At 60.5% G+C, this 18,087-nt stretch carries 20 protein-coding genes; 5 read left to right on the top strand and 15 right to left on the bottom strand.

From position 1 onward, the window contains the following. Nucleotides 1-58 precede the first annotated feature (58 nt). A complete protein-coding gene (locus FJ953_RS08210; protein ID WP_140515123.1) occupies nt 59-970 on the top strand; it encodes a LysR family transcriptional regulator in 912 nt (303 codons plus the stop codon). Between the two features lie 99 nt (nt 971-1,069). Next, the gene (locus tag FJ953_RS08205; RefSeq protein ID WP_140498264.1) at nt 1,070-1,639 is read left to right on the top strand and encodes a GNAT family N-acetyltransferase; all 570 of its coding nucleotides are present in this window, start codon (nt 1,070-1,072) and stop codon (nt 1,637-1,639) included. Nucleotides 1,640-1,751: 112 nt separating this feature from the next. Here FJ953_RS08205 and FJ953_RS08200 read toward each other — a convergent pair whose 3' ends face one another. Further along, a complete protein-coding gene (locus FJ953_RS08200; protein WP_140515124.1) occupies nt 1,752-2,591 on the bottom strand; it encodes a hypothetical protein in 840 nt (279 codons plus the stop codon). 558 nt (nt 2,592-3,149) lie between these two features. Here FJ953_RS08200 and folP point away from each other — a divergent pair. Continuing rightward, nucleotides 3,150-3,926, top strand: a complete 777-nt coding sequence (gene folP, locus FJ953_RS08195) for a dihydropteroate synthase (RefSeq protein ID WP_348641806.1) — start codon at nt 3,150-3,152, stop codon at nt 3,924-3,926. A 9-nt stretch (nt 3,927-3,935) separates the two neighbouring features. On the opposite strand, the gene pqqE is transcribed toward folP, so the two are convergent. The 8 genes from pqqE to FJ953_RS08150 form a co-directional block, all read right to left on the bottom strand. After that, complete coding sequence (gene pqqE / locus FJ953_RS08190; protein WP_140623873.1) at nt 3,936-5,057, bottom strand: pyrroloquinoline quinone biosynthesis protein PqqE; 1,122 nt, start codon at nt 5,055-5,057, stop codon at nt 3,936-3,938. Beyond that, complete coding sequence (gene pqqD, locus FJ953_RS08185; protein ID WP_140498256.1) at nt 5,054-5,347, bottom strand: pyrroloquinoline quinone biosynthesis peptide chaperone PqqD; 294 nt, start codon at nt 5,345-5,347, stop codon at nt 5,054-5,056. Before pqqD ends, pqqE begins: the two co-directional genes overlap by 4 nt. Beyond that, complete coding sequence (gene pqqC, locus FJ953_RS08180; RefSeq protein ID WP_140623871.1) at nt 5,344-6,102, bottom strand: pyrroloquinoline-quinone synthase PqqC; 759 nt, start codon at nt 6,100-6,102, stop codon at nt 5,344-5,346. Before pqqC ends, pqqD begins: the two co-directional genes overlap by 4 nt. Then, a complete protein-coding gene (pqqB, locus tag FJ953_RS08175; protein ID WP_140498251.1) occupies nt 6,099-7,037 on the bottom strand; it encodes a pyrroloquinoline quinone biosynthesis protein PqqB in 939 nt (312 codons plus the stop codon). Before pqqB ends, pqqC begins: the two co-directional genes overlap by 4 nt. Nucleotides 7,038-7,450: 413 nt before the next feature. Further along, nucleotides 7,451-8,011, bottom strand: a complete 561-nt coding sequence (locus FJ953_RS08165; RefSeq protein WP_140623869.1) for a PQQ-dependent catabolism-associated CXXCW motif protein — start codon at nt 8,009-8,011, stop codon at nt 7,451-7,453. Next, the gene (locus tag FJ953_RS08160; RefSeq protein WP_140524717.1) at nt 8,008-8,901 is read right to left on the bottom strand and encodes a substrate-binding domain-containing protein; all 894 of its coding nucleotides are present in this window, start codon (nt 8,899-8,901) and stop codon (nt 8,008-8,010) included. Before FJ953_RS08160 ends, FJ953_RS08165 begins: the two co-directional genes overlap by 4 nt. Then, nucleotides 8,873-9,397, bottom strand: coding sequence for a c-type cytochrome, methanol metabolism-related (locus tag FJ953_RS08155; RefSeq protein ID WP_140515133.1), 525 nt, complete (start codon nt 9,395-9,397; stop codon nt 8,873-8,875). The genes FJ953_RS08160 and FJ953_RS08155 overlap by 29 nt, the downstream gene beginning before the upstream one ends. 176 nt (nt 9,398-9,573) lie before the next feature. Next, complete coding sequence (locus FJ953_RS08150) at nt 9,574-11,475, bottom strand: methanol/ethanol family PQQ-dependent dehydrogenase (RefSeq protein WP_140498243.1); 1,902 nt, start codon at nt 11,473-11,475, stop codon at nt 9,574-9,576. Between the two features lie 686 nt (nt 11,476-12,161). Here FJ953_RS08150 and FJ953_RS08145 point away from each other — a divergent pair. Continuing rightward, nucleotides 12,162-12,515, top strand: coding sequence for a hypothetical protein (locus tag FJ953_RS08145; RefSeq protein ID WP_140623866.1), 354 nt, complete (start codon nt 12,162-12,164; stop codon nt 12,513-12,515). Nucleotides 12,516-12,567: 52 nt separating this feature from the next. Here FJ953_RS08145 and FJ953_RS08140 read toward each other — a convergent pair whose 3' ends face one another. The 6 genes from FJ953_RS08140 to FJ953_RS08115 form a co-directional block, all read right to left on the bottom strand. Then, on the bottom strand, nt 12,568-13,431 hold the full coding sequence (locus FJ953_RS08140) for a quinoprotein dehydrogenase-associated SoxYZ-like carrier (RefSeq protein WP_140498239.1): 864 nt from the start codon (nt 13,429-13,431) through the stop codon (nt 12,568-12,570). Between the two features lie 117 nt (nt 13,432-13,548). Beyond that, the gene (locus FJ953_RS08135) at nt 13,549-14,424 is read right to left on the bottom strand and encodes a quinoprotein relay system zinc metallohydrolase 2 (RefSeq protein WP_246674748.1); all 876 of its coding nucleotides are present in this window, start codon (nt 14,422-14,424) and stop codon (nt 13,549-13,551) included. A 130-nt stretch (nt 14,425-14,554) separates the two neighbouring features. Beyond that, nucleotides 14,555-15,295 carry an ATP-binding cassette domain-containing protein gene (locus FJ953_RS08130; protein ID WP_140498534.1) on the bottom strand — a complete coding sequence of 247 codons (741 nt, stop codon included), beginning with the start codon at nt 15,293-15,295 and terminating at the stop codon, nt 14,555-14,557. After that, entirely contained in the window at nt 15,264-16,010 is a 747-nt protein-coding gene (locus FJ953_RS08125; RefSeq protein ID WP_224519073.1) for an ABC transporter permease, read from the bottom strand. Before FJ953_RS08125 ends, FJ953_RS08130 begins: the two co-directional genes overlap by 32 nt. Nucleotides 16,011-16,087: 77 nt before the next feature. Further along, the gene (locus tag FJ953_RS08120) at nt 16,088-17,074 is read right to left on the bottom strand and encodes an ABC transporter substrate-binding protein (protein ID WP_140623862.1); all 987 of its coding nucleotides are present in this window, start codon (nt 17,072-17,074) and stop codon (nt 16,088-16,090) included. A 31-nt stretch (nt 17,075-17,105) separates the two neighbouring features. After that, nucleotides 17,106-17,315 carry a hypothetical protein gene (locus FJ953_RS08115; RefSeq protein WP_140623859.1) on the bottom strand — a complete coding sequence of 70 codons (210 nt, stop codon included), beginning with the start codon at nt 17,313-17,315 and terminating at the stop codon, nt 17,106-17,108. A 360-nt stretch (nt 17,316-17,675) separates the two neighbouring features. Between FJ953_RS08115 and FJ953_RS08110 the strand changes: the two genes are divergently transcribed. Next, nucleotides 17,676-18,056 carry a cytochrome c family protein gene (locus FJ953_RS08110; protein WP_140498230.1) on the top strand — a complete coding sequence of 127 codons (381 nt, stop codon included), beginning with the start codon at nt 17,676-17,678 and terminating at the stop codon, nt 18,054-18,056. The last annotated feature ends 31 nt before the right edge of the window (nt 18,057-18,087 follow it).

Genomic DNA, 18,087 nt, shown 5'->3' with positions numbered 1-18,087 from the left:
GTACGACTGCGTTGGATACGGGCTTTGGAAAGCGCACCGCGCGGTGCGGGATCGCGCCATGATCGACTGGGATGATGTTCGCTATTTTCTGGCCGTGGCGCGCGGAGGCTCGGTGCGGGCCGCCGGCGAGCGCCTCGGTGTGAACCACTCGACCGTGCTGCGACGCGTTGGACAGCTCGAGGAACGCCTTGGGGCGCAGATGTTCGAAAAGCTGCCTTCGGGCTACCGCCTGACGGCTGCGGGCGAGGAGGTGCTCGAGCTCGCGAACCAGATGGAAGCGTCGTCGCACCAGTTGGAGACACGCGTCTTCGGGCGCGACCAGAGCGTGCGCGGGCTTCTGCGGGTGACATTGGCTCCGACCCTTGCGACACACCTGCTCATGCCTGATTTCGCCGAGTTCGCGCGTCTGCATCCGGACATCGAGATGGACGTCTTGTCGTCCGGCGAGCTGGCAAATCTGACCAACCGAGAGGCCGACGTGGCGATCCGCGTCGTCTATGACCGCAAAACCCTGCCGCTCAATCTTCACGGCCTGAAGGGGCCGGAGTTGTTCGGCGGCGTCTATATGTCCCGCGATCGACTCGCCGCCTGGCATGCGGGCGCGCCCGATCCCGTCCGGTGGATCGTCATAAGCATTCATGGAATTCCGGGCTGGGCTCGCGAGGGCGAGGTTCGCACCACGGGGGTTCCATTCAGGACCACGGACGCCGAGGCACAGATCGTTGCGGTACGGCAAGGGCTCGGGATCACGACACTGCCGTGCTTCGTCGGAGATGCCGACCCCCTGCTGGTGAGGGTGCCGGGTACCGACCTGCACATGTACGGAACGCTCTGGCTTCTCACGCAGGGGGAGACACGCAAGACGAAGCGCGTGCGGCTCTTCACGGAATTCGTATCCCGCAGGCTCGCCGCGTACGCTCCGCTTCTCGCGGGACTGTCCATATCGCGCGACCGACGCCTGGCGGGTTGACGGCCTGCCTTGCCGACGGCTTTCCGGGGGGCTTGCCGGCTGCTTATGATTGCCGCTTTCCGGCTATCATTGGCGCCGCCTCAGGTGGAAAATGCTTCGATGGAAACTGTCCGATTTCCCAAGCTCACGACACCAAGGCTCGTGCTTCGGGCGCCGAGAAAACGGGATATCCCGGCATGGTTTGCGCGCGCGACGGATGTCGAATCCGCCTCTCTTGCCGGCGATCCTGTTCCCGACGACATAAGCGCGGGCGAGCGATGGTTCGCCCGTTCGCGTCAGCGTTTCGCTGACGGTACGGCGATCCAGTGGTCCATAGATCAAGTAGGAGTTTCGGAAGCGATCGGGACAATAACCCTGTCCTTCGGCGCAACCGACGCCAAGGCAGCCGCATTGGGATTTGTGCTCGCGCGTGCGCATTGGGGGCACGGACTGGGCAGCGAGGCGGCGCGCGAAGTTCTCCGCTACGCTTTCGAAACTCTGGCGCTTGAACGAGTGACGGGCGAAGCGGCGGCGCGCAATTTTGCCTCGGTGCGGATATTTGCGAAGCTTGGATTCAAACCTGTCGAGAGCTTCATCGATGAGTCCGACGGCGAGCGTTGCGAGCGCTTTACGCTCGACCGAGACATCGGGCCGTCACTGTTGGCAAGCAACGCGATGCCGGACTGCTAGGGCTCTGAGCCATGCCCAATAGCGTTGCTCCGGCGAGTCGATACTGAATCTGCGCTTGCGCGCCATTCTCTCGACAAGACCGACGGCTGGACGCGATCGAGCGCAGCCAGGTTCAGTTGGTGCTGGTTGTGGCTGTGAACCCGCACTGCTTCTGTTCCATATCGATCTGCTTCGTGATGCGGACGGCGTTCTGTGCGTAGGCTTCCGTCACGGAGCCACTATTCACGGTCTTGTCCTTTAGCGGACTCACGCCTGCGCAGAGGTGGAAAACATGCGGCTCGGTGGACTTCGCGGCTCCGTTTTCGGGCGCGATCCAGTAGACGACGTCCTGACCTGCGGGATGGCTCGCGTCTCGCGTCGCCGCCGCCACCGCGGCGGTGTCCGTGGCGATCGCCTGCGCCTGAGCGGCGACGTCGGGCGAACAGGCAGTGGTGGGCTGCCCCGACTTGATCTGGGCTGCGCATGCGTTCATATCCTGGGTGTATTGTTCGACCGACGGGGGTTTGAAGCTGATTCCCATGACCGTCGCGAGCACGGCCAGCGCGGCGCCGACGCCGCCGGCAACCTTCTTGGTCCGCGGGTCCATGTTTTTGTCGGTGAGGATGAGGAAAACCAGCGGGAGAAAGGCAATCAGCGTGATGATTGCGCCGAGCTGGTTTTGGAAGAAGAACCTGGCCGTGTCGGATGCACGGGCCGGATCATGCCTGTTCGCCGCCTTCCACAGCAAGTTGCCGGCGATTGCGAAAATCGCGATGCCGACCAGAAGGCCGATGATCAGCGGCAGGTGTGCCTGATCGAATTTGTTCTGGCGAAGCAGCATAATCCCGTAGATTTCGCCGCCAATGGCGACGATCCACGAGAGTGCGGCGAAAAGACGAAGACGCGTGGCGGAGGACTTCTGGCCCTGCGTCGCTTGCCAATCCTTGGTAACGTCTGACTTGTTGTCGGTCATTGACCAGATCCCCTGATATCGACACTTAGGCGGGCGGCGTTAGCAGCGTCATTGAACGAGCATTACTTGCCTTAGCGATGCGGGCAAAAATGTGAGCGCCACGGCAGGCTTAATCCTCATACATATTGCGCATGAGTGAATCCGTCCATACTCATTGAGGCAGACGCCTATGCGGCGATGGCTCCGTTAATCTCTGGCCCGAACTGACGACACCAGCCGAAAATCGAAATTGCCATTGCCGTCTCCGTGGGTTCCTGCCTCGGCGACTTTCGCACACCCTGCGGCGCCCGAACATTCGCTTCTCGCACTGTGGGGTTATGATAGCCTGGGCGACCGAAAGATCGAATACGACGCGAATTCCACAATGACGATGACCACGACACCAACTGCGGTATTGCGTGGCACGGAGGTCCGCATCCCTCGCGAGAATGCACCCGGCAGACTATGTCCGAGCGATCACCAGGGAGGCATGGCGTCGATGCTCGCCGCGCTCGCCCGATGAACCGTTGGCAACTTGCTCATGGACGGTATCTCGATCTTGGTGCGAGATCGTTACTGATGGGGATCTTGAACGTTACGCCGGACAGCTTTTCCGACGGTGGAGAATGCGATAGGCCGGAGCGGGCACTCGAACGGGCACGGCATATGATCGGCGAGGGCGCGGCGATCATTGATGTCGGGGGCGAGTCCACCAGGCCCGGCGCCGGCAGCGTTTCGGCGCTTGAGGAACAATCGCGTATCCTCCCGATCATCGAGGCGCTGTCGTCGGACGGCGACTGCATCGTTTCGGTTGACACGTATCGGGCCGAGACGGCGCGTCTCGCGGTCGCGGCGGGTGCACATATCGTCAACGACGTACACGGCCTGCAGCGCGAACCCGACATTGCGCACGTCGCAGCGGAAGCCGGCGCTGGCCTCGTCATCATGCACACCGGGCGCGACCGGGAAAAATTGGCCGATGTAATCGCCGACCAGTTCCTGTTCCTGAACAGATCGCTGGAGATCGCTCGCAACGCCGGCATTCCGGACGACTGCATCGTGCTGGACCCAGGCTTCGCTTTCGCCAAGAGCGGAGAGGAGAACCTTGAACTCATGGCTCGCTTCGGCGAACTGCGCGCTCTTGGTTTTCCATGGCTCGTCGGCACCTCGCGCAAGCGGCTTGCCCATCACCTGGTCGGCGACAGCGACGAAGGGCGGGACGTTGGCACAGCTGCAACCAGCGTCATCCTGCGGTTGAAGGGTGCTTCGATTTTTCGTGTGCACAATGTCGGGATCAATCGCGATGCCCTGGCTTTCGCCGACGCAGTGCGCGAGCGCGAGAATACGGCGGAATGAAAGAACCTGTCAGGCGGGCTCGGTCACGACGCCGATACGCCGGTAGGTGAATGGTTCGTCCTCCGAAGGAACTGTCGCGGTACGCTTGGCTTCGTCGATCAGCATCGCCATGCGCGCGTGGATCGGCGACTTCGCGCAAGCCGGATCCGTTGCGGCGGCATCGCCGGCGATCACCATCGCCTGGCAGCGGCAACCGCCCCAGTCGATCTCGCGTCGTTCACAGCCGCGACAGGGTTCCTGCATCCAGTCCGTGCCGCGGAAGGCATTGAACGCCGGCGAATCGGCCCAGATCGAGGAGAGGGTGTGTGGTTTGAAACGCTCGAAGCTGAGCGACGGGATCGTCTGCGCGGCATGGCACGGCAGCACGGTGCCGTCAGGCGCCACCATGAACGCGTCACGCGCCCAGCCACCCATGCACGATTTGGGGTAGATGGCGAAATAGTCTGGTGTCACGAAATCGATGTTGATAATGCCGGCCAGCCGCTCGCGTGCTTCCGCAACGATTTCCGCCTGCCGGTCGACTGCTGCACGCTCGGGCATCAGCTGATCGCGATTGATCAAAGCCCAGCCAGCGTACTGGACGTTGGCGATCTCGAGCCTCTCCGCGTCCAGCGAAAGGGCAAGATCGATGAACTCCGGTACCTCCTCGATGTTACGGCGATGGATCGGCGCGTTGATGGTGAGAGGCAAGCCGGCAGCTCGCGCGCGGCGTGCCGTCTCCAGCTTCTTGTCGTGGCTGCCTTTGTGGTTGCCGATGCGTTCGGTGGTCTCAGGCCGTGCGCCCTGAAAGCTCAATTGCAGATGGTCGAGCCCGGCTTCGGCAAATGCTTCGATGCGGCCTTCGGCGATGCCGACGCCCGCGGTAATCAGATTTGTATAGACGCCGCGCGCTGAAAGTCCGGCGATCAATTGCTCGAGGTCGCGGCGCAGCGTCGGCTCACCGCCTGACAGATGCACCTGCAGAACACCGAGATCGGCGGCCTCCGAGAACAGGCTGAGCCAGGTCTGTGTGTCGAGTTCGCGATTGGCCTTCTGCAATTCGAGCGGGTTGGAGCAATAAGGACATTGCAGCGGGCAGCGATGTGTCAGTTCCGCCAGCATGCCGATAGGAGGGAGGAGGGGCGTGTTCATAGCTTCACCAGCAGCTTGTCCGACCACTCTTGCAGGAAGGCGATGACGTCGGCCGCCACGGCCTCCTCCTCGGCCTCATAATCCGTGGCAAGGCCGGCGATGATTTCGCCGACCGTGGACCGTCCGTCGCAGCGCCGCAATATATCGAGGCTGATATCGTTCGGCCAGAATATTCTCTCCGGTGAAAGCACGGCGAACGCCTGCCGCACGGAATCGTACTGTATGCGCACGTGCTTCGGCAGGAAGGGTATCGATCGCAGCGACACCAAGGCTCTTTCGCGCAGCATCATGGGGCTGCCTCGGGGCGGAAGGCGCCGGGCGGTATGTTTCCCGGCTCGCCATAGGCGTGTTGAAGCGCATCAAGCATGGCCCAGAGTATATCGCATTTGAACACCAGCGCATCTATTGCCTGCTGCTGGCGTTCCGCCGTATCAGCATGGCTGAGCACGTAGGTGAGGGCGAAGTCGGCGTCGCGCGAGGCTTGTTCGGGCCGTTGCTTGAAATAGGCCAGCGTATCCTCGGTGATATAATCGTATTTGGCCAGCATCGCCGGTACGCGCTCGCCGATGATGAGCGGTGAGAACATCTCGGTCAGCGACGACGCGACCGCCTCCAACAGCGTCCGGTTGGAGCAAAAGGAGAGATAGGCCCCCACGGCGAACCGTGTCGCCGGCAGTGCCAGCCTTTCGCTTTTCACGGCCTCGGCGTTCAAGCCGAGCGAGGTTGCCAGATGCAGCCAGCGCGCGATACCGCCGCTCCAGCCGTCCTCGCCATCATGGTCTTCGATACGTTTGCGCCAGGCGGCGCGAAACGCCGGATCCTCGGCATGTGCGAGGATCATGGCATCCTTGCGCGGGATGACAGCCTGGTAGCAATAACGGTTCAGCGCCCAGGCCTTCATCTCGGCCTTCGACAGCGCGCCGCTGGTCATCCTGTGATGGAAGGGATGATGATTGTGGTAGCGCTCGGCGCCGACCTGCCTCAGCACGGCTTCGAGATCGCTCGTGGACAGGCCGCCTTTGGCCGCATCGCGGAAATCGTTCAAAATTCCATCTCCATGCCGTCGCCTGCGACTTCCCATCCTGCCGCCTTGACGGCCGCGTGTTCGGCCGAATTCTCGTCAAGGATCGGATTGGTGTTGTTGATATGGACGAAGACGCGGCGGCCCAGCCTCACATCGGCCAGGCTGGCGATCGAACCCGCGTCTCCCGAAATCGCCAGATGCCCCATGCGCGCGCCGGTTTTCTGACCGACGCCGGCGACGATCATCTCGTCGTCGGTGTAGACAGTGCCGTCGAACAGAAGACAGGCTGCATCGCAAAGACGCGCGCGCAGCGTCGCATCGATGCGCGCGCAGCCTGGGATGTAGAAGACAGAATCGCGGCTGCCGATACCCGCAATTCGGACTCCAATCGTGTCACCGGCGTCGGAGCTGAAATTGGCATCCGGATGGTCTTTGTCCTCCAGATAGAGTGCTATCTTTCCAGGCACCGGAAAGCTCTCGATCATCACGCCGGTCTCGCTGCCTTCGGCATCGCAGATGACCAATTCTTTCGCTGTCGGCAGGATGCGCCGCGGCACGACCGCCGGATCGAGAACGTTGAAAATCGAATTCGCCTCCAGCGTCGCCAGAACCTGCGCCGTTGCATAGATGGCGAAAGGCTGCCGCTCGCGCAGGCTGAGCAGTCCGGCGATATGATCGACATCGGCATTGGTCAGCACCACCGCGCGGATAGGCGTCGAACGCAGCGGCGCGTCGCGCGCAGGTTGCAACTCTGGCGTTGCCGCGATCTGCTGGCGAATGTCGGGTGAGGCATTGAAAAGAACCCAGCCGACGCCATCCGTCGAAGCGATGACACTTGATTGGGTTCGTGAATGCACGCCAGCCATCCCGGAGCGGGCCGCACGACTGAGACGATAATTGCAATTCCATTGCGGAAAGCCGCCGCCTGCCGCCGATCCGATGATCCTCAAATGCATGAAAATGCCCGCCCCGCGGCTTCTCTGACCAGCAGGCAATTTGCAGCCCTGAAAAGTGCCGCGCGCGCCCTACACGCGTCAAAACCTTTCGCCAAAACCCTTGCGGGGATGCGTGCCCCTGTTGCCAGGGACACGCACCTCTGCGGCCTACCTCTTGGGAGTAATTTCGGCAGGCAGATACCGAGAAATTTCCATGCCCGCAGCAACCTGGCACATGGTCGGTTTTTTCCAGTTCTTCTTCATGACATTTCTCCTCTTATACCAGTCCGAAGGGACCGATCCCTGTTGTTAGCCAACCATTGCAGGGCACCGAAGCAATGGCTCGTCCATCACGTCTCAAAATGGACAAACGAAAAAGTAGGTTTTGAAAAATCGAAAAGCAAAACTACCGGGAATAATTGCACAACCTTCCTTCAATTGTTCGTTTCATATGGTCTTTTCACCTCCAGCGGAAGATTTGCACCTTCCCACCCATCGGCCCCGAGTGGATACCAGATTACCGAACTGTAGCCCCACTCGATCGCCCGTTTGGCGGCATTCCAGGACATCCAGCAATTCGTCATGCAATAGAACAGAATCGCTCGCGATTTGTCCGTGCCGGCCTTGGCTTCGAGGCCTTGGCGAAAATAGCTGGTGGTCTCTTGCGAAATAGCGCCGTATCCCACGTTGGCCAGCCATGTACTGCCTGGAATGTCCTTTCTAACCTTGTCTCTCCATATCGTTCCTGCCGGCAAATTGGTCGGCTTGGGCGTGTTCGGCATCACGTCGAAGAAGACTGCTTTCTTCGCTCGCCACAGCGCTTCAGCTTCCGCCGTCGTCACCACCCTGGCGCCTTGCAGCGTCGGCGGCACCGGCGCCCGATAGTCGTCCATCCGGTACCCCCTGGGTTCGGCGATCTCGCCAGCCCGCGTCGGTTCGGCCAGACCCATAAGGCTCGCAGCGACCAGCAAAAAAACAGCCTCCTTTCCCTTCATTGGGTGATCGGATTGTCGTGTTCGTCGATCAGCGGCACGTTGTAACTCAGCAGGAGCCTGTTGATCTCCGCCTGGTTTTCCCTGATCACCCGGTTGAGCGTCCGCTTCCATTCCTGGTCGGACGGACGTACGCCCATGGTGATGCGGTAGGACATGCGCGAGCCGGTTTTTTCCTTTACCAGCGGAACAATCGCCACATCGGCTCCAAGTTGCTTGGCATAGTAGCCTGCCATCGGTCCCCACAGGACCGCCGCGTCGATCTTGTGGGCCAGCATGTCCTTGATCATGACCTCCCCCATGGAGGGGGTGACACGCGTATCCACCGCAAGCGGATAGATCTTGGCGGTCCGCAGAAGCTTGTTGGCGGCCATGTTGGCGGTTGGCGGCGTGCGCTCGACAACCCCGATCGTCTTGCCCGTGAGTTTGGGATCCTCGATCGTTTCGACGCCCTCCATATCGTTGCCCTTCGGGTAGACCAGCACATATGTGGAGCGATAATAGGCGTTGGTGTTCTGCACCAGTTCATCGCCTTGGGCATAGCCCATGATGATGTCGCATCGGTTCGCTCCCAGCGTGTTGCGAACGAAGCCGGTGACAAGTGGAAACCAGGTATAGGCGACGGACTTCCGTCCGGTTTTCGCGGCTACCAGTTCGGCGAGTTTGTTTTCGAAGCCTTCGCCGCTCTTGTCGGTGAAGGGCATATTCGAAGGATCGGCGCAGACGCGCAGAATGTCGGGATCGACCAGTTCTCCCGCCGCGCCGAGGCCGGCGCCTTGCGCCTGCGCGTTCGATGGCAACAAGGCCAGTGCGCCGAGAATCGGCAGAACGACGCGCAGCTTCAATGCACCGCAGCCGTTCATGTCATCCGCCCATGCAGGATGCTTCGGCATCCTTCGCCGCCTGCGGCTTGTCTTCGTGCTTGGGCGGCCTGCCGCGTGGCGCCGCACCATCGGCGCGCGCGCGCAGGTAGACATAGAGATCGTCCAGGTAGCAATAGACGTTCTTGTTGTCGCCAAAGGCAGGCATGACGTTTTCCTTGCCGCCGCCGACATTCTTGCGGCCCTCGGCGACGATCGAGAGGAACGTGGCGTAGTCCATGGTTTTCAAGCTGTTGACCAGGGCCGGCGCGTAGCTCGAACCTGTCGCATCCTGTCCGTGACAGACATGGCAATCGGAGTGATACCGGCGGTAGCCGCTGAACGTGTACCAGTCGACGGTTCCGTTCTCGATCTTGTAGGTCGGATTTCCATCCGCATCCAAATACTTGCCGCCTTCTTGCTTCACCGCCTTGGCTTTTTCCATGCTGTCCTCGGCCCACGCCACGCCTGAGCTTGCCAGAGGCAGCAGAGCCAGGACGAAAGCCGAAATTACAATGCGAACGGACATTCAAACGCTTCCTTCATTTGCCGTGGACACGGTTTTGCTGCCGTGGCCGGCATTGATCGGTGTGTCGGGGGTGCAACCGCATCGAGAGCCCGGCCATGGTTTCGGATGATCCGGGCTCTCGTGTTTCAAACCTCCGGTCCAACAAGACCTGAGGCGTGCTTAAGGTTCCCCGCCCGTCAGTCCGGGAGACCGAAGACGGTGAGCTGACCGCCCAGCGTCGTATAGTCCGCAAGTGCCGCGTAGCCGCCGACGGCACCCAGGCCAGCGGTACCAACGACCGCGGACTGATCGCCTTGCGCACGGCCCTGATCGACGGCGCCATGCCAGGCAGCAGCGTTGTCAGGCGAAAGCAGACCGCCTGCCAGACCGATACCTGCCCACCCACCGACTCCGGACAGAACGGCGATGTACTGCTTGCCGTCATGCTCGTACGTGGTGATGTTGCCGATGATGCCGGACGGGGTCTTGAACTTGTAAAGTTCCTTGCCGTCCTTATCGACCGCCTTGATGTAGCCTTCGAGCGTGCCGTAGAAGACGACGTCGCCATCTGTCGCCAACGCGCCCGACCACACGGAGAACTTCTCAGGCTTCGACCAGACGATCTCGCCCTTGGCCGCATCCCAGGCAATGAAGTTGCCCATGCTGCCGTCGCCGCCAGGTGCCGGGTACATCGACACTGTGGCGCCAACATAAGGCTGACCGGCGGTGTAGCTTACCTTGTACGGCTCATAGTCCATGCAGACATGGTTGGTCGGAACATAGAACAGGCCGGTTTTCGGCGAATAGGCAGCCGGCTGTTGATCCTTCGTTCCAAGCGCCGCCGGGCAAATACCCGTCGAGTTGGTGTCTTCGCCGTTCTGCTGGGTCGAATATTTCGCCACGACCTGCGGGCGACCATACTGTTCGCTCTTTGGGTCCATGACGACTTCCGTCGCCCAGTTCACCGCTGGATCGTATTTCTTGGCGACGAGAAGCTCGCCGGTGGCGCGATCCATGGTGTAGGCGAAACCATTACGATCGAAATGCACCAGCACGTCGTGTTTGGCGCCATTGACCTCCATGCCGTCGACGAGGATCATCTCGTTGATGCCGTCATAGTCCCATTCGTCATGCGGGGTCATCTGGTAGAGCCATTTGGCAACACCGGTATCGGCATCGCGGGCCATGATCGTCATTGACCAGCGGTTGTCGCCAGGCCGTTGGACCGGGTTCCATGTCGAGGGATTGCCGGTGCCGTAGTAGACCAGGTTCAGCTTGGGATCATAGGAATACCATCCCCATGTCGTGCCACCGCCTGTCTTCCATTGCTCGCCTTCCCAGGTGTTGGTGCCGGAATCCTTGCCTACCGGCTTGCCCAGCTGGGTGGTTTTCTCGGGATCGATCAGGGTGTCGGCGTCTGGACCTTCCGAATAGGCTTTCCAGGCAAGTTTGCCGTCTTTCAGATTGTAGGCGGCCAGCCAGCCGCGAACGCCGAATTCGGCGCCGGACACGCCGATGAGTACCTTATCCTTGACCACGACGGGGGCAGCCGTGCCGGATTCGCCTTTGCCGCCGTCGGTCATGTCGCCATTCTTGACCGACCAGACGACCTTGCCGGTCTTTGCATCGAGGGCGACGACCGTGGTGTCGGCCTGATTGAGAATGATCTTGCCGTCACCATAGGCAACACCGCGATTGACCGTATCGCAACACATGATCGGAATGACATTCGGATCCTGCTTGGGCTCGTATTTCCAGAGGATCTTCCCGTCATTCTTGAGGTCGAGCGCAAAGACATTGTTTGGGAAGGGCGTATGGACATACATCACATCGCCGATGATCAGCGGTCCACCCTCATGCCCGCGCAGCACGCCGGTGGAAAAGGTCCATTTGACCTGCAGGTTCTTCACATTATCCGCAGTAATCTGGTTGAGTTTGGAATAGCGGGTGTTGGCGTAGTCACCCGTCTGCATCGCCCAGTTCTTCGCATCCGAAGCGAGCTTTGCAAGATCCTCGTTGGCCGACGCCGTATAGGCCGCGCCGAGCGACAGAAACGCCGCAGTGGTTAGAATATACGTAGCTTTCGTAAGTACACGCATCCGAATTCCTCCCGGGGTTCACAGTGATGAATCGACTGTCAGGCCCACAAGGGCTCGCCCAAGCGATTCACGGGGGGGAAATATTTCCGGCAGCGTGTCACGACCTAAGCCAGATGTGCAGAGGGCACCGTTACTGCCCACCTCACTTTGGCCTACGAAAGACTGTCGCCGCTCCCTAATGACGGTGACGCCCTTGAAGCCGGAAACAGGGAAAGGCTATGTCATCCCAAAAGGCTAGGCAAGCAAAAAAGGCCTAGTGCATTGTTGCACCGCAATATTCTAAATGGTGCACTGCAATATACAGAAATGAACAGAACTACAAGATTAATATGAAGTGTTTTACGCTCCCGCGGTGACCGAGAACCGTACTAAAATAGTCTTACTGTCGGTCTTTTGATTTTAATATACACCGAGGTTATTTGCTAATGTTTATCGCTGCCCATCTTGGATGGCATGTAAAAAGTCTCGTCGTTCTCCGATATTGAGCGAGATACGAAGCGGTCGCGGGAGCCTGGGCGCGGAGCCGGTGATCAAGTCATCATCCGCAGCTATCGCTCGTGGACAGCCCTTTCCTCCTTTGGTCGTATACGGAACTCATGGGTGCTTGACTGGCTTTACGGCGCGTTGCCAACTGGCACGCCGATCCCGTCCGGGCGCATCGAACCCGGACCAACCGGAGGTTCCTCATGATCAGATATGTTGGATTTTCGACCTTGCCGCTGCTCTTCACCGCGACGCTGGCCATCGCAAACCCGGCGGGTGCTACGGGAGATTATCCCACGGTAACGGTTGTCGACTACGTGCTCGGCTGCATGCGAACGAACGGCCAGACGCGTCAGGCGCTGGAAAGCTGTTCCTGCTCGATCGACGTCATCGCCTCGATCCTTCCCTACGACCACTATGAGACGGCTGAGACCTTCAAGAGCATGTCTTTGACGACGGGGGAAAACGCGGGGCTGTTTCGCGAAAGCGCACCGGCGAAGGCAGCCCGTACAGAGCTGAAGCGTGCGCAGTCTGAAGCCGACGTGCGTTGCTTCTAAAGATCAAGCGTGCCCATCGCGGTGGCAGTGCGGCATACCGTATTTCGAGACTTCAGAGCCCCGTTTTCTCCAGCGGCCACTGATTACGGAATACCTTGCCATCCGTGTCGATCGCTTCGACCTGGATTTCACCATTGCCGTGCGCCGTGAAATCGAATCGGAAATTGGGGTCTTCCGAAATCGATATTCCACCTTCCATCGAGAGGATCGGCCGGCCGGCCTGCGAGATCGACAGCTTCTGAACAAAATGCGCGGGAATGAAATACTGGGTCAGTGGATCCCGCTGCAGGCCCGAATTGTTCGGGTGGCGGATCATCAACTGCAACTCCTCTGCCTTGCTCATCGTCTCTTGGGGTGGGAACTGGCGCAACTTCATCTGCCCCATCGTCGCCATGGCCTCGTCCTGGTTCTTGACCGCAGGGGCGGAGCAGCCGCCTGACGCCTTGACGAAGGTCTGAGCCATGTGGAGTTGGCCGCCTTGAGTCTCCGCTATGGCACGCAAATAGGAATAATCGTTGACGCGCACGCGTGTCGACAGATGTGTCACCCCGGCGTCCTTGCCGATCTGGAACGTTGCCGCCACCGGCGCAGGATTGGCGTCGATGATCAAGGTCACGGATTTGATGCCGTCCGGCGCCTTGGCTGGGTCGACATAGATGTCGACAGGCACGATGGCGGCATCTTGCGCCCGCTTTGGCGCTTCGATCCTGACCACGCCGGTATCGACCAGAATAGCTCGGTCGCCGAACACGTCGCCTTTCAAGTCTTCCCAGATCTTCTCCGAAGAAGCCGTTGTTTGCTGTGCGTTGGCGGCTGAGGAGACGCCGAACAGCGTACCGATGGTCAAGATGATTGCGGCCAAGAATGATGCAAGCGACAAGGCGAACTGCCTGCTCGCGTAAGCGTGATTTTGCATTTCGATGCCTCCACCAATGCAACAGAGATGGTGCCCAGGCTGGCGTTTAGAATATGCCTTTGACGACGCGTTGGCAAATCGCCCCACTTCATGATCTCTGGCGCATGTCGGTGTGGTCTATTCCCATTCGAGTTCAGCAAAAGCAGCCGTTGCGTTGCGCTCATTGTAGTCGTCGAACAGGTGCCATTTGCCCCGTTCGCTTCCGGCGGCGGTTTTGACGGCCTCTCGGAGCGGCGTCCCGTCGGCGATCGCCTTGCGGATATCGCGCGCCAGAATCTCGAAATAGCGCCGTTCTCCTGCCAACGCCTGCGGCCAGTCGGCCGGTACCGGACCATGACCCGGAACGACGCGCGCGGCGCTGATCGCGGCGAGCGCATCCATCTGGCGGAGCCAGCCAAGCAGCGATCCGTCGAGCGTCGGCAAGGAGCCCATGAACACGAGATCGCCGGCAAAGAGAGTGCTGGTCTCGGGGTCGAAGACGGTCAGGTCGTTGTCGGTGTGCGCAGCCTTCCATGCCCGCAGTTCGAGCATGCGCCCGCCGAGATCGAGTTCCAGGCGATCGTCGACCAGCATCGCCGGCGAAACGATCTCGACTCCGTTCATAAGCGCTTCGCCGACCTGTTCGCGATAATTGTGCAGATAGAACGCGCCACGCGCCTCGAGGGCACGCGGCAGATTGCGATGGCCAACAATGGTCGCGCCGATCTCCCGGAATGCCGCATTGCCGAAAATGTGATCGGGATGCATGTGGGTGTTGATCAGGAAGCGAACCGGTTTTGCGGTTATCTTTCCGATCGCGGCGAGCAAGGCGTGCGCCTCGGTCAGGCTGCCGCCACTGTCGACGACGGCAACCGCGTCGGTGCCGACGACGACCCCCAGATTGCAGATCGCACCGTCGTTGGTTGTAGTCATCAATTCATCCACGCCCTGGAAGGCGAAGACGCCGTCGGCGATTTGGCGGACCGAGAACCGCAGGCCGCCGGCCGCGGCCAAGGCGGCTCGTCCGAGGCAGCACGGCAGCAAGGCAGCACTGACGGCGGTGCAGGCAAACCCACTCACAACCCTGCGTCGTAGCCGATCAATCGACATGGGGTCCTCCGATATCCATTCGCCATCAGGGCGTTCAGGTGACGCCCGGGAACCTTTGCCGGAACGACCGCAGAAGGTCGCTCATCACCTGTGAATTGCGATGTTGCCGAGGCAACCGCACGTCGAACACGCCCAGCACATGTGCTGGTCGCGGCGCGAGCACGATGATGCGATCCGACAGCATCAGCGCCTCGCGTAGATCGTGCGTTATCATCAAGGCGGTCGTGGGTCGTGCCGACCATACCGACAGAAGCAGGTGACGAAGCCGCTCGGCGGTCTGGTGGTCGAGCGAGACAAAGGGTTCGTCCAGGACAAGCATCGCCGGCTCGGTAGCGAAGGCCCTGGCAAGTGCTGCCCTGCGCGCAAGGCCGAGCGACAGTTCCGCAGGATAGAGAGAACGCATGCCGGCGAGGCCGAGAGTTTCAAAGAGCCCGTCAAGATTCTTCGTTCTCAAGCTTTTCGGCAAGGCCAACCTGACATTTTGCTCCACCGTTCGCCACGGCAGCAAGATCGGCTCCTGGAACACGGCCGCAATGCGGTTGGAGCCTCCTTGCGGCAACTGGAAGGATCCGGAAAAATCCTTGTCCAATCCAAGCAGGATACGCAGTGTCGTGGTCTTGCCGCAGCCCGACGGTCCCAGCAAGCAGGCGAACTCGCCTTGCCGGACCTCGAAGGAAAGGTCCTGAAGCGCCGTGATCGAGACGCCTTGCGCGGACCTGAAAGTCTTTTCAGCGATATCGACCCTAAGCGGGACGACGGCGCCAACGGGTTGCATGTCGTTCAACGGGTTGCACCAAAAGAAGTTCGATGACGAGCATCACCGCCACGAAAGCCAGTGTGTAGGCAAGAATGGCGGCGACGTCGAAGAGCTGGAAATAGAGATGGATTTGGAAGCCGACGCCGTTCGACCGGCCGAGCAGTTCGACGACCAGGACGATCTTCCAGATGAGGGCGATGCCGGATCGTGACGCGGCGGCAAGATAGGGTTGCAATTGCGGCAGCAGGATGTGGCGGATGCGATCGAGAGGACCGAAGCGATAGACAGTGGCCATTTCGGCGTAGCTCGGATCAAGCGCCCTGGCGCCCTCACGCATCGTCACCACGACATTCGGGATTTTGTTCACCGCCACCGCGCCGATCGCCGCCGCCTCGTTGAGGCCGAACCATATGTAGCCGAGGACGATGACCACCAGCGCCGGGATGTTGAGGAATAGAATTACCCATGGGTTGAAAAAGCGGTCGGCGCGACGATAGCTGCCGAGCAGAACGCCGATCACCGATCCTATGATCATCGCGACGATATATGCCGCGGCGACCCGGCCGAGGGTCGCGCCGAGATGATAGAAGAGGTCGCCGCTCGCAGCCTCCCTGAGGAGCACCTGCCAGACCTGTCCCGGCCCCGGGAGGGCACGGCTCCGCCAGACACTCGCCGCAAGGCTCCACAGCAGGCAAAGCCCGAGCAAGGAAACCGCCACGGTCAGCGCGGGCATCAGCGTTGTCGCCAAGCTGGATCGCCCGGACATGCTCGTCGGGGCACCTCGCGTGCCGTTGCTGGTTTCCGGTGCGGTCATTCCGTGCGGTCCTGCCAGAATGTGCCGGGCGCCATCTCGGGCGCGCTGCCGACCAGCTTCGCGCCACCGATCGCCGCCAGCACGTGATAGAGCTTGCCGGCGTCGGCCGCTTCCTCGGCGACCGCCCGCCTGGGGATGCCTTGGCGGTAGCGGTCGCGCAGTTTTTCCAGCTCTTTGCCTTCCGCGCGAATGATCGGCGCCAGGCGCAGCCACTCCTCGTCGGATCTGGCCAGCAGGTCCTTGGCTTGCGCGGAGGCCCTGACGAAGCCCCTGGCGGCCTCCGGGTTCTCGTTCGCCCATTGGTCGTGGAAGACGTAACCGAGTGCCGACACAGGTCCCAAGGCGCCGAGCTCACGCGTCGCATCGTTCACGCCCATCAATCGACGAAAGCCGTTGGCCTCGAGTCGGGCGCAGAAATGCCAGAAATTCAGCACCGCATCGAGTTCGCCCTGCATGGCCTTTTCCGAAATCAGCGGTGGCGCGCCAAAGATGATGTCGCTGGTTGCCAACAGGTCGATCCCGTAGTCGCGTCTGGTCAGAGCCTGTATCAGGAGCCAGCTCTTGTCGAGCGGGCCGCCGGCGACGCCGATCTTCCTGTGCTTGAGGTCGGCGACCGTCTGGATCGGCGACCCCTCCTTCACCATGATCGCCCCCACGGCGGTCGAATAGGGGGCTAATGTGAGGTCGCCGCCTTCCGACCGTTGGCGCGAGACCCACAGCCAGTCGGAGACGATCATGTCGATCGCACCGGCCAGCAAGGCGACGTTGGTCGCGTCCTCCCCGGCGAAATCGATGATCTCCAGATCGATCCCGTTCGCCACATCGAATTTGTGTTGCCTCAACGTGTCGAGTTCCCAACTCACGGTTCCAAACTTCAGGACACCAACGCGAATCCTGGCTGCTGCAAAGACAGGCCTTGCGGCAAGAGCAGCGACCGTGCCGAGAACCGCTAGACGCAGCGTGTTGCGCCGTGAAATCATCATGACACCTCCTCCCTGGGCTCCAGGACGTCAATCAGATCGCTCGTTCCTTGCTCGGAAAGGCGCATTTCCAGCGCATGACCTTGAGGGCCGGGTGTTCCTCAGACCATTTCGCGATCTCGCTGGGTGCAAGGAACATGCATTGGAGCAGAGAGCCGCGGCTCTCGAAATAGAGGTGTTCGTCTCGGCAATTGCCCGGATTGGTGCTGAGGCACACCGTTAATATGAGATCGACCATATCCATTTAGCACCTCTTGCGCTCCGGGACGCCTGTCTCGACTGGTCCGGCCCAATGAGGAGCCTGGACAAAATCGCCAGTTGCCGGATTCCCGAGGTGCCAGTGGAGAAGCCGGATGTCTTGAAGCTACGCATTCGCCCGATAGCCGTCAACAAAGACGAATACCGGTACCCTGGGTACTCAAGCCTCTATACCTTTATACGATTGACTTTCACCGCACGCCAACTAGCTTTCCTATTCACGCGGCGCCGCTTCACAAAGGGGAAGCGGATACTCCACTCCACCGCGTAAGGTGCATGCCAATGGATGAAAGATCGGCATGCGCAAAATCGTCCAGGGCACCCAGACGATCCATGAGGAAATGCCATGCGCGCAATCGCATTTTTCGCAGTCGTGTTTGCTGTGTCCTTCATCACAAGCCAATCCCAGGCACAGGATGCCGCGGCGGGTGAGAAGGTCTTCGCCAAATGCAAGGTCTGCCATGTCGCCGACCAGGACAAGAACAAGGTCGGCCCGTCGTTGAACGGCGTCATCGGCCGGACGGCTGGCACACACCCGGGGTTCAGTTACTCCCAAGCGATGGTCGCGGCAGGCAAGTCCGGCGTCAAATGGGACGAACCCACGCTGACGACTTACCTTCGCGATCCCAAGGCCATGGTCAAAGGAACGAAGATGGCGTTCGTCGGCCTCAAGCAGGACCAAGACATCGCCAACGTCATCGCCTATTTGAAGCAATTCTCTAAATAGCGGCGCCGCCGGCCGTTCGAACTTGCGTCCG

The organism is Mesorhizobium sp. B2-3-6, from assembly GCF_006442305.1.
In the GTDB taxonomy this organism is placed as follows: Bacteria; Pseudomonadota; Alphaproteobacteria; order Rhizobiales; family Rhizobiaceae; genus Mesorhizobium.
Note: the sequence above shows the minus strand (reverse complement) of the source record. Positions and strands in the feature narration are given on the sequence as shown.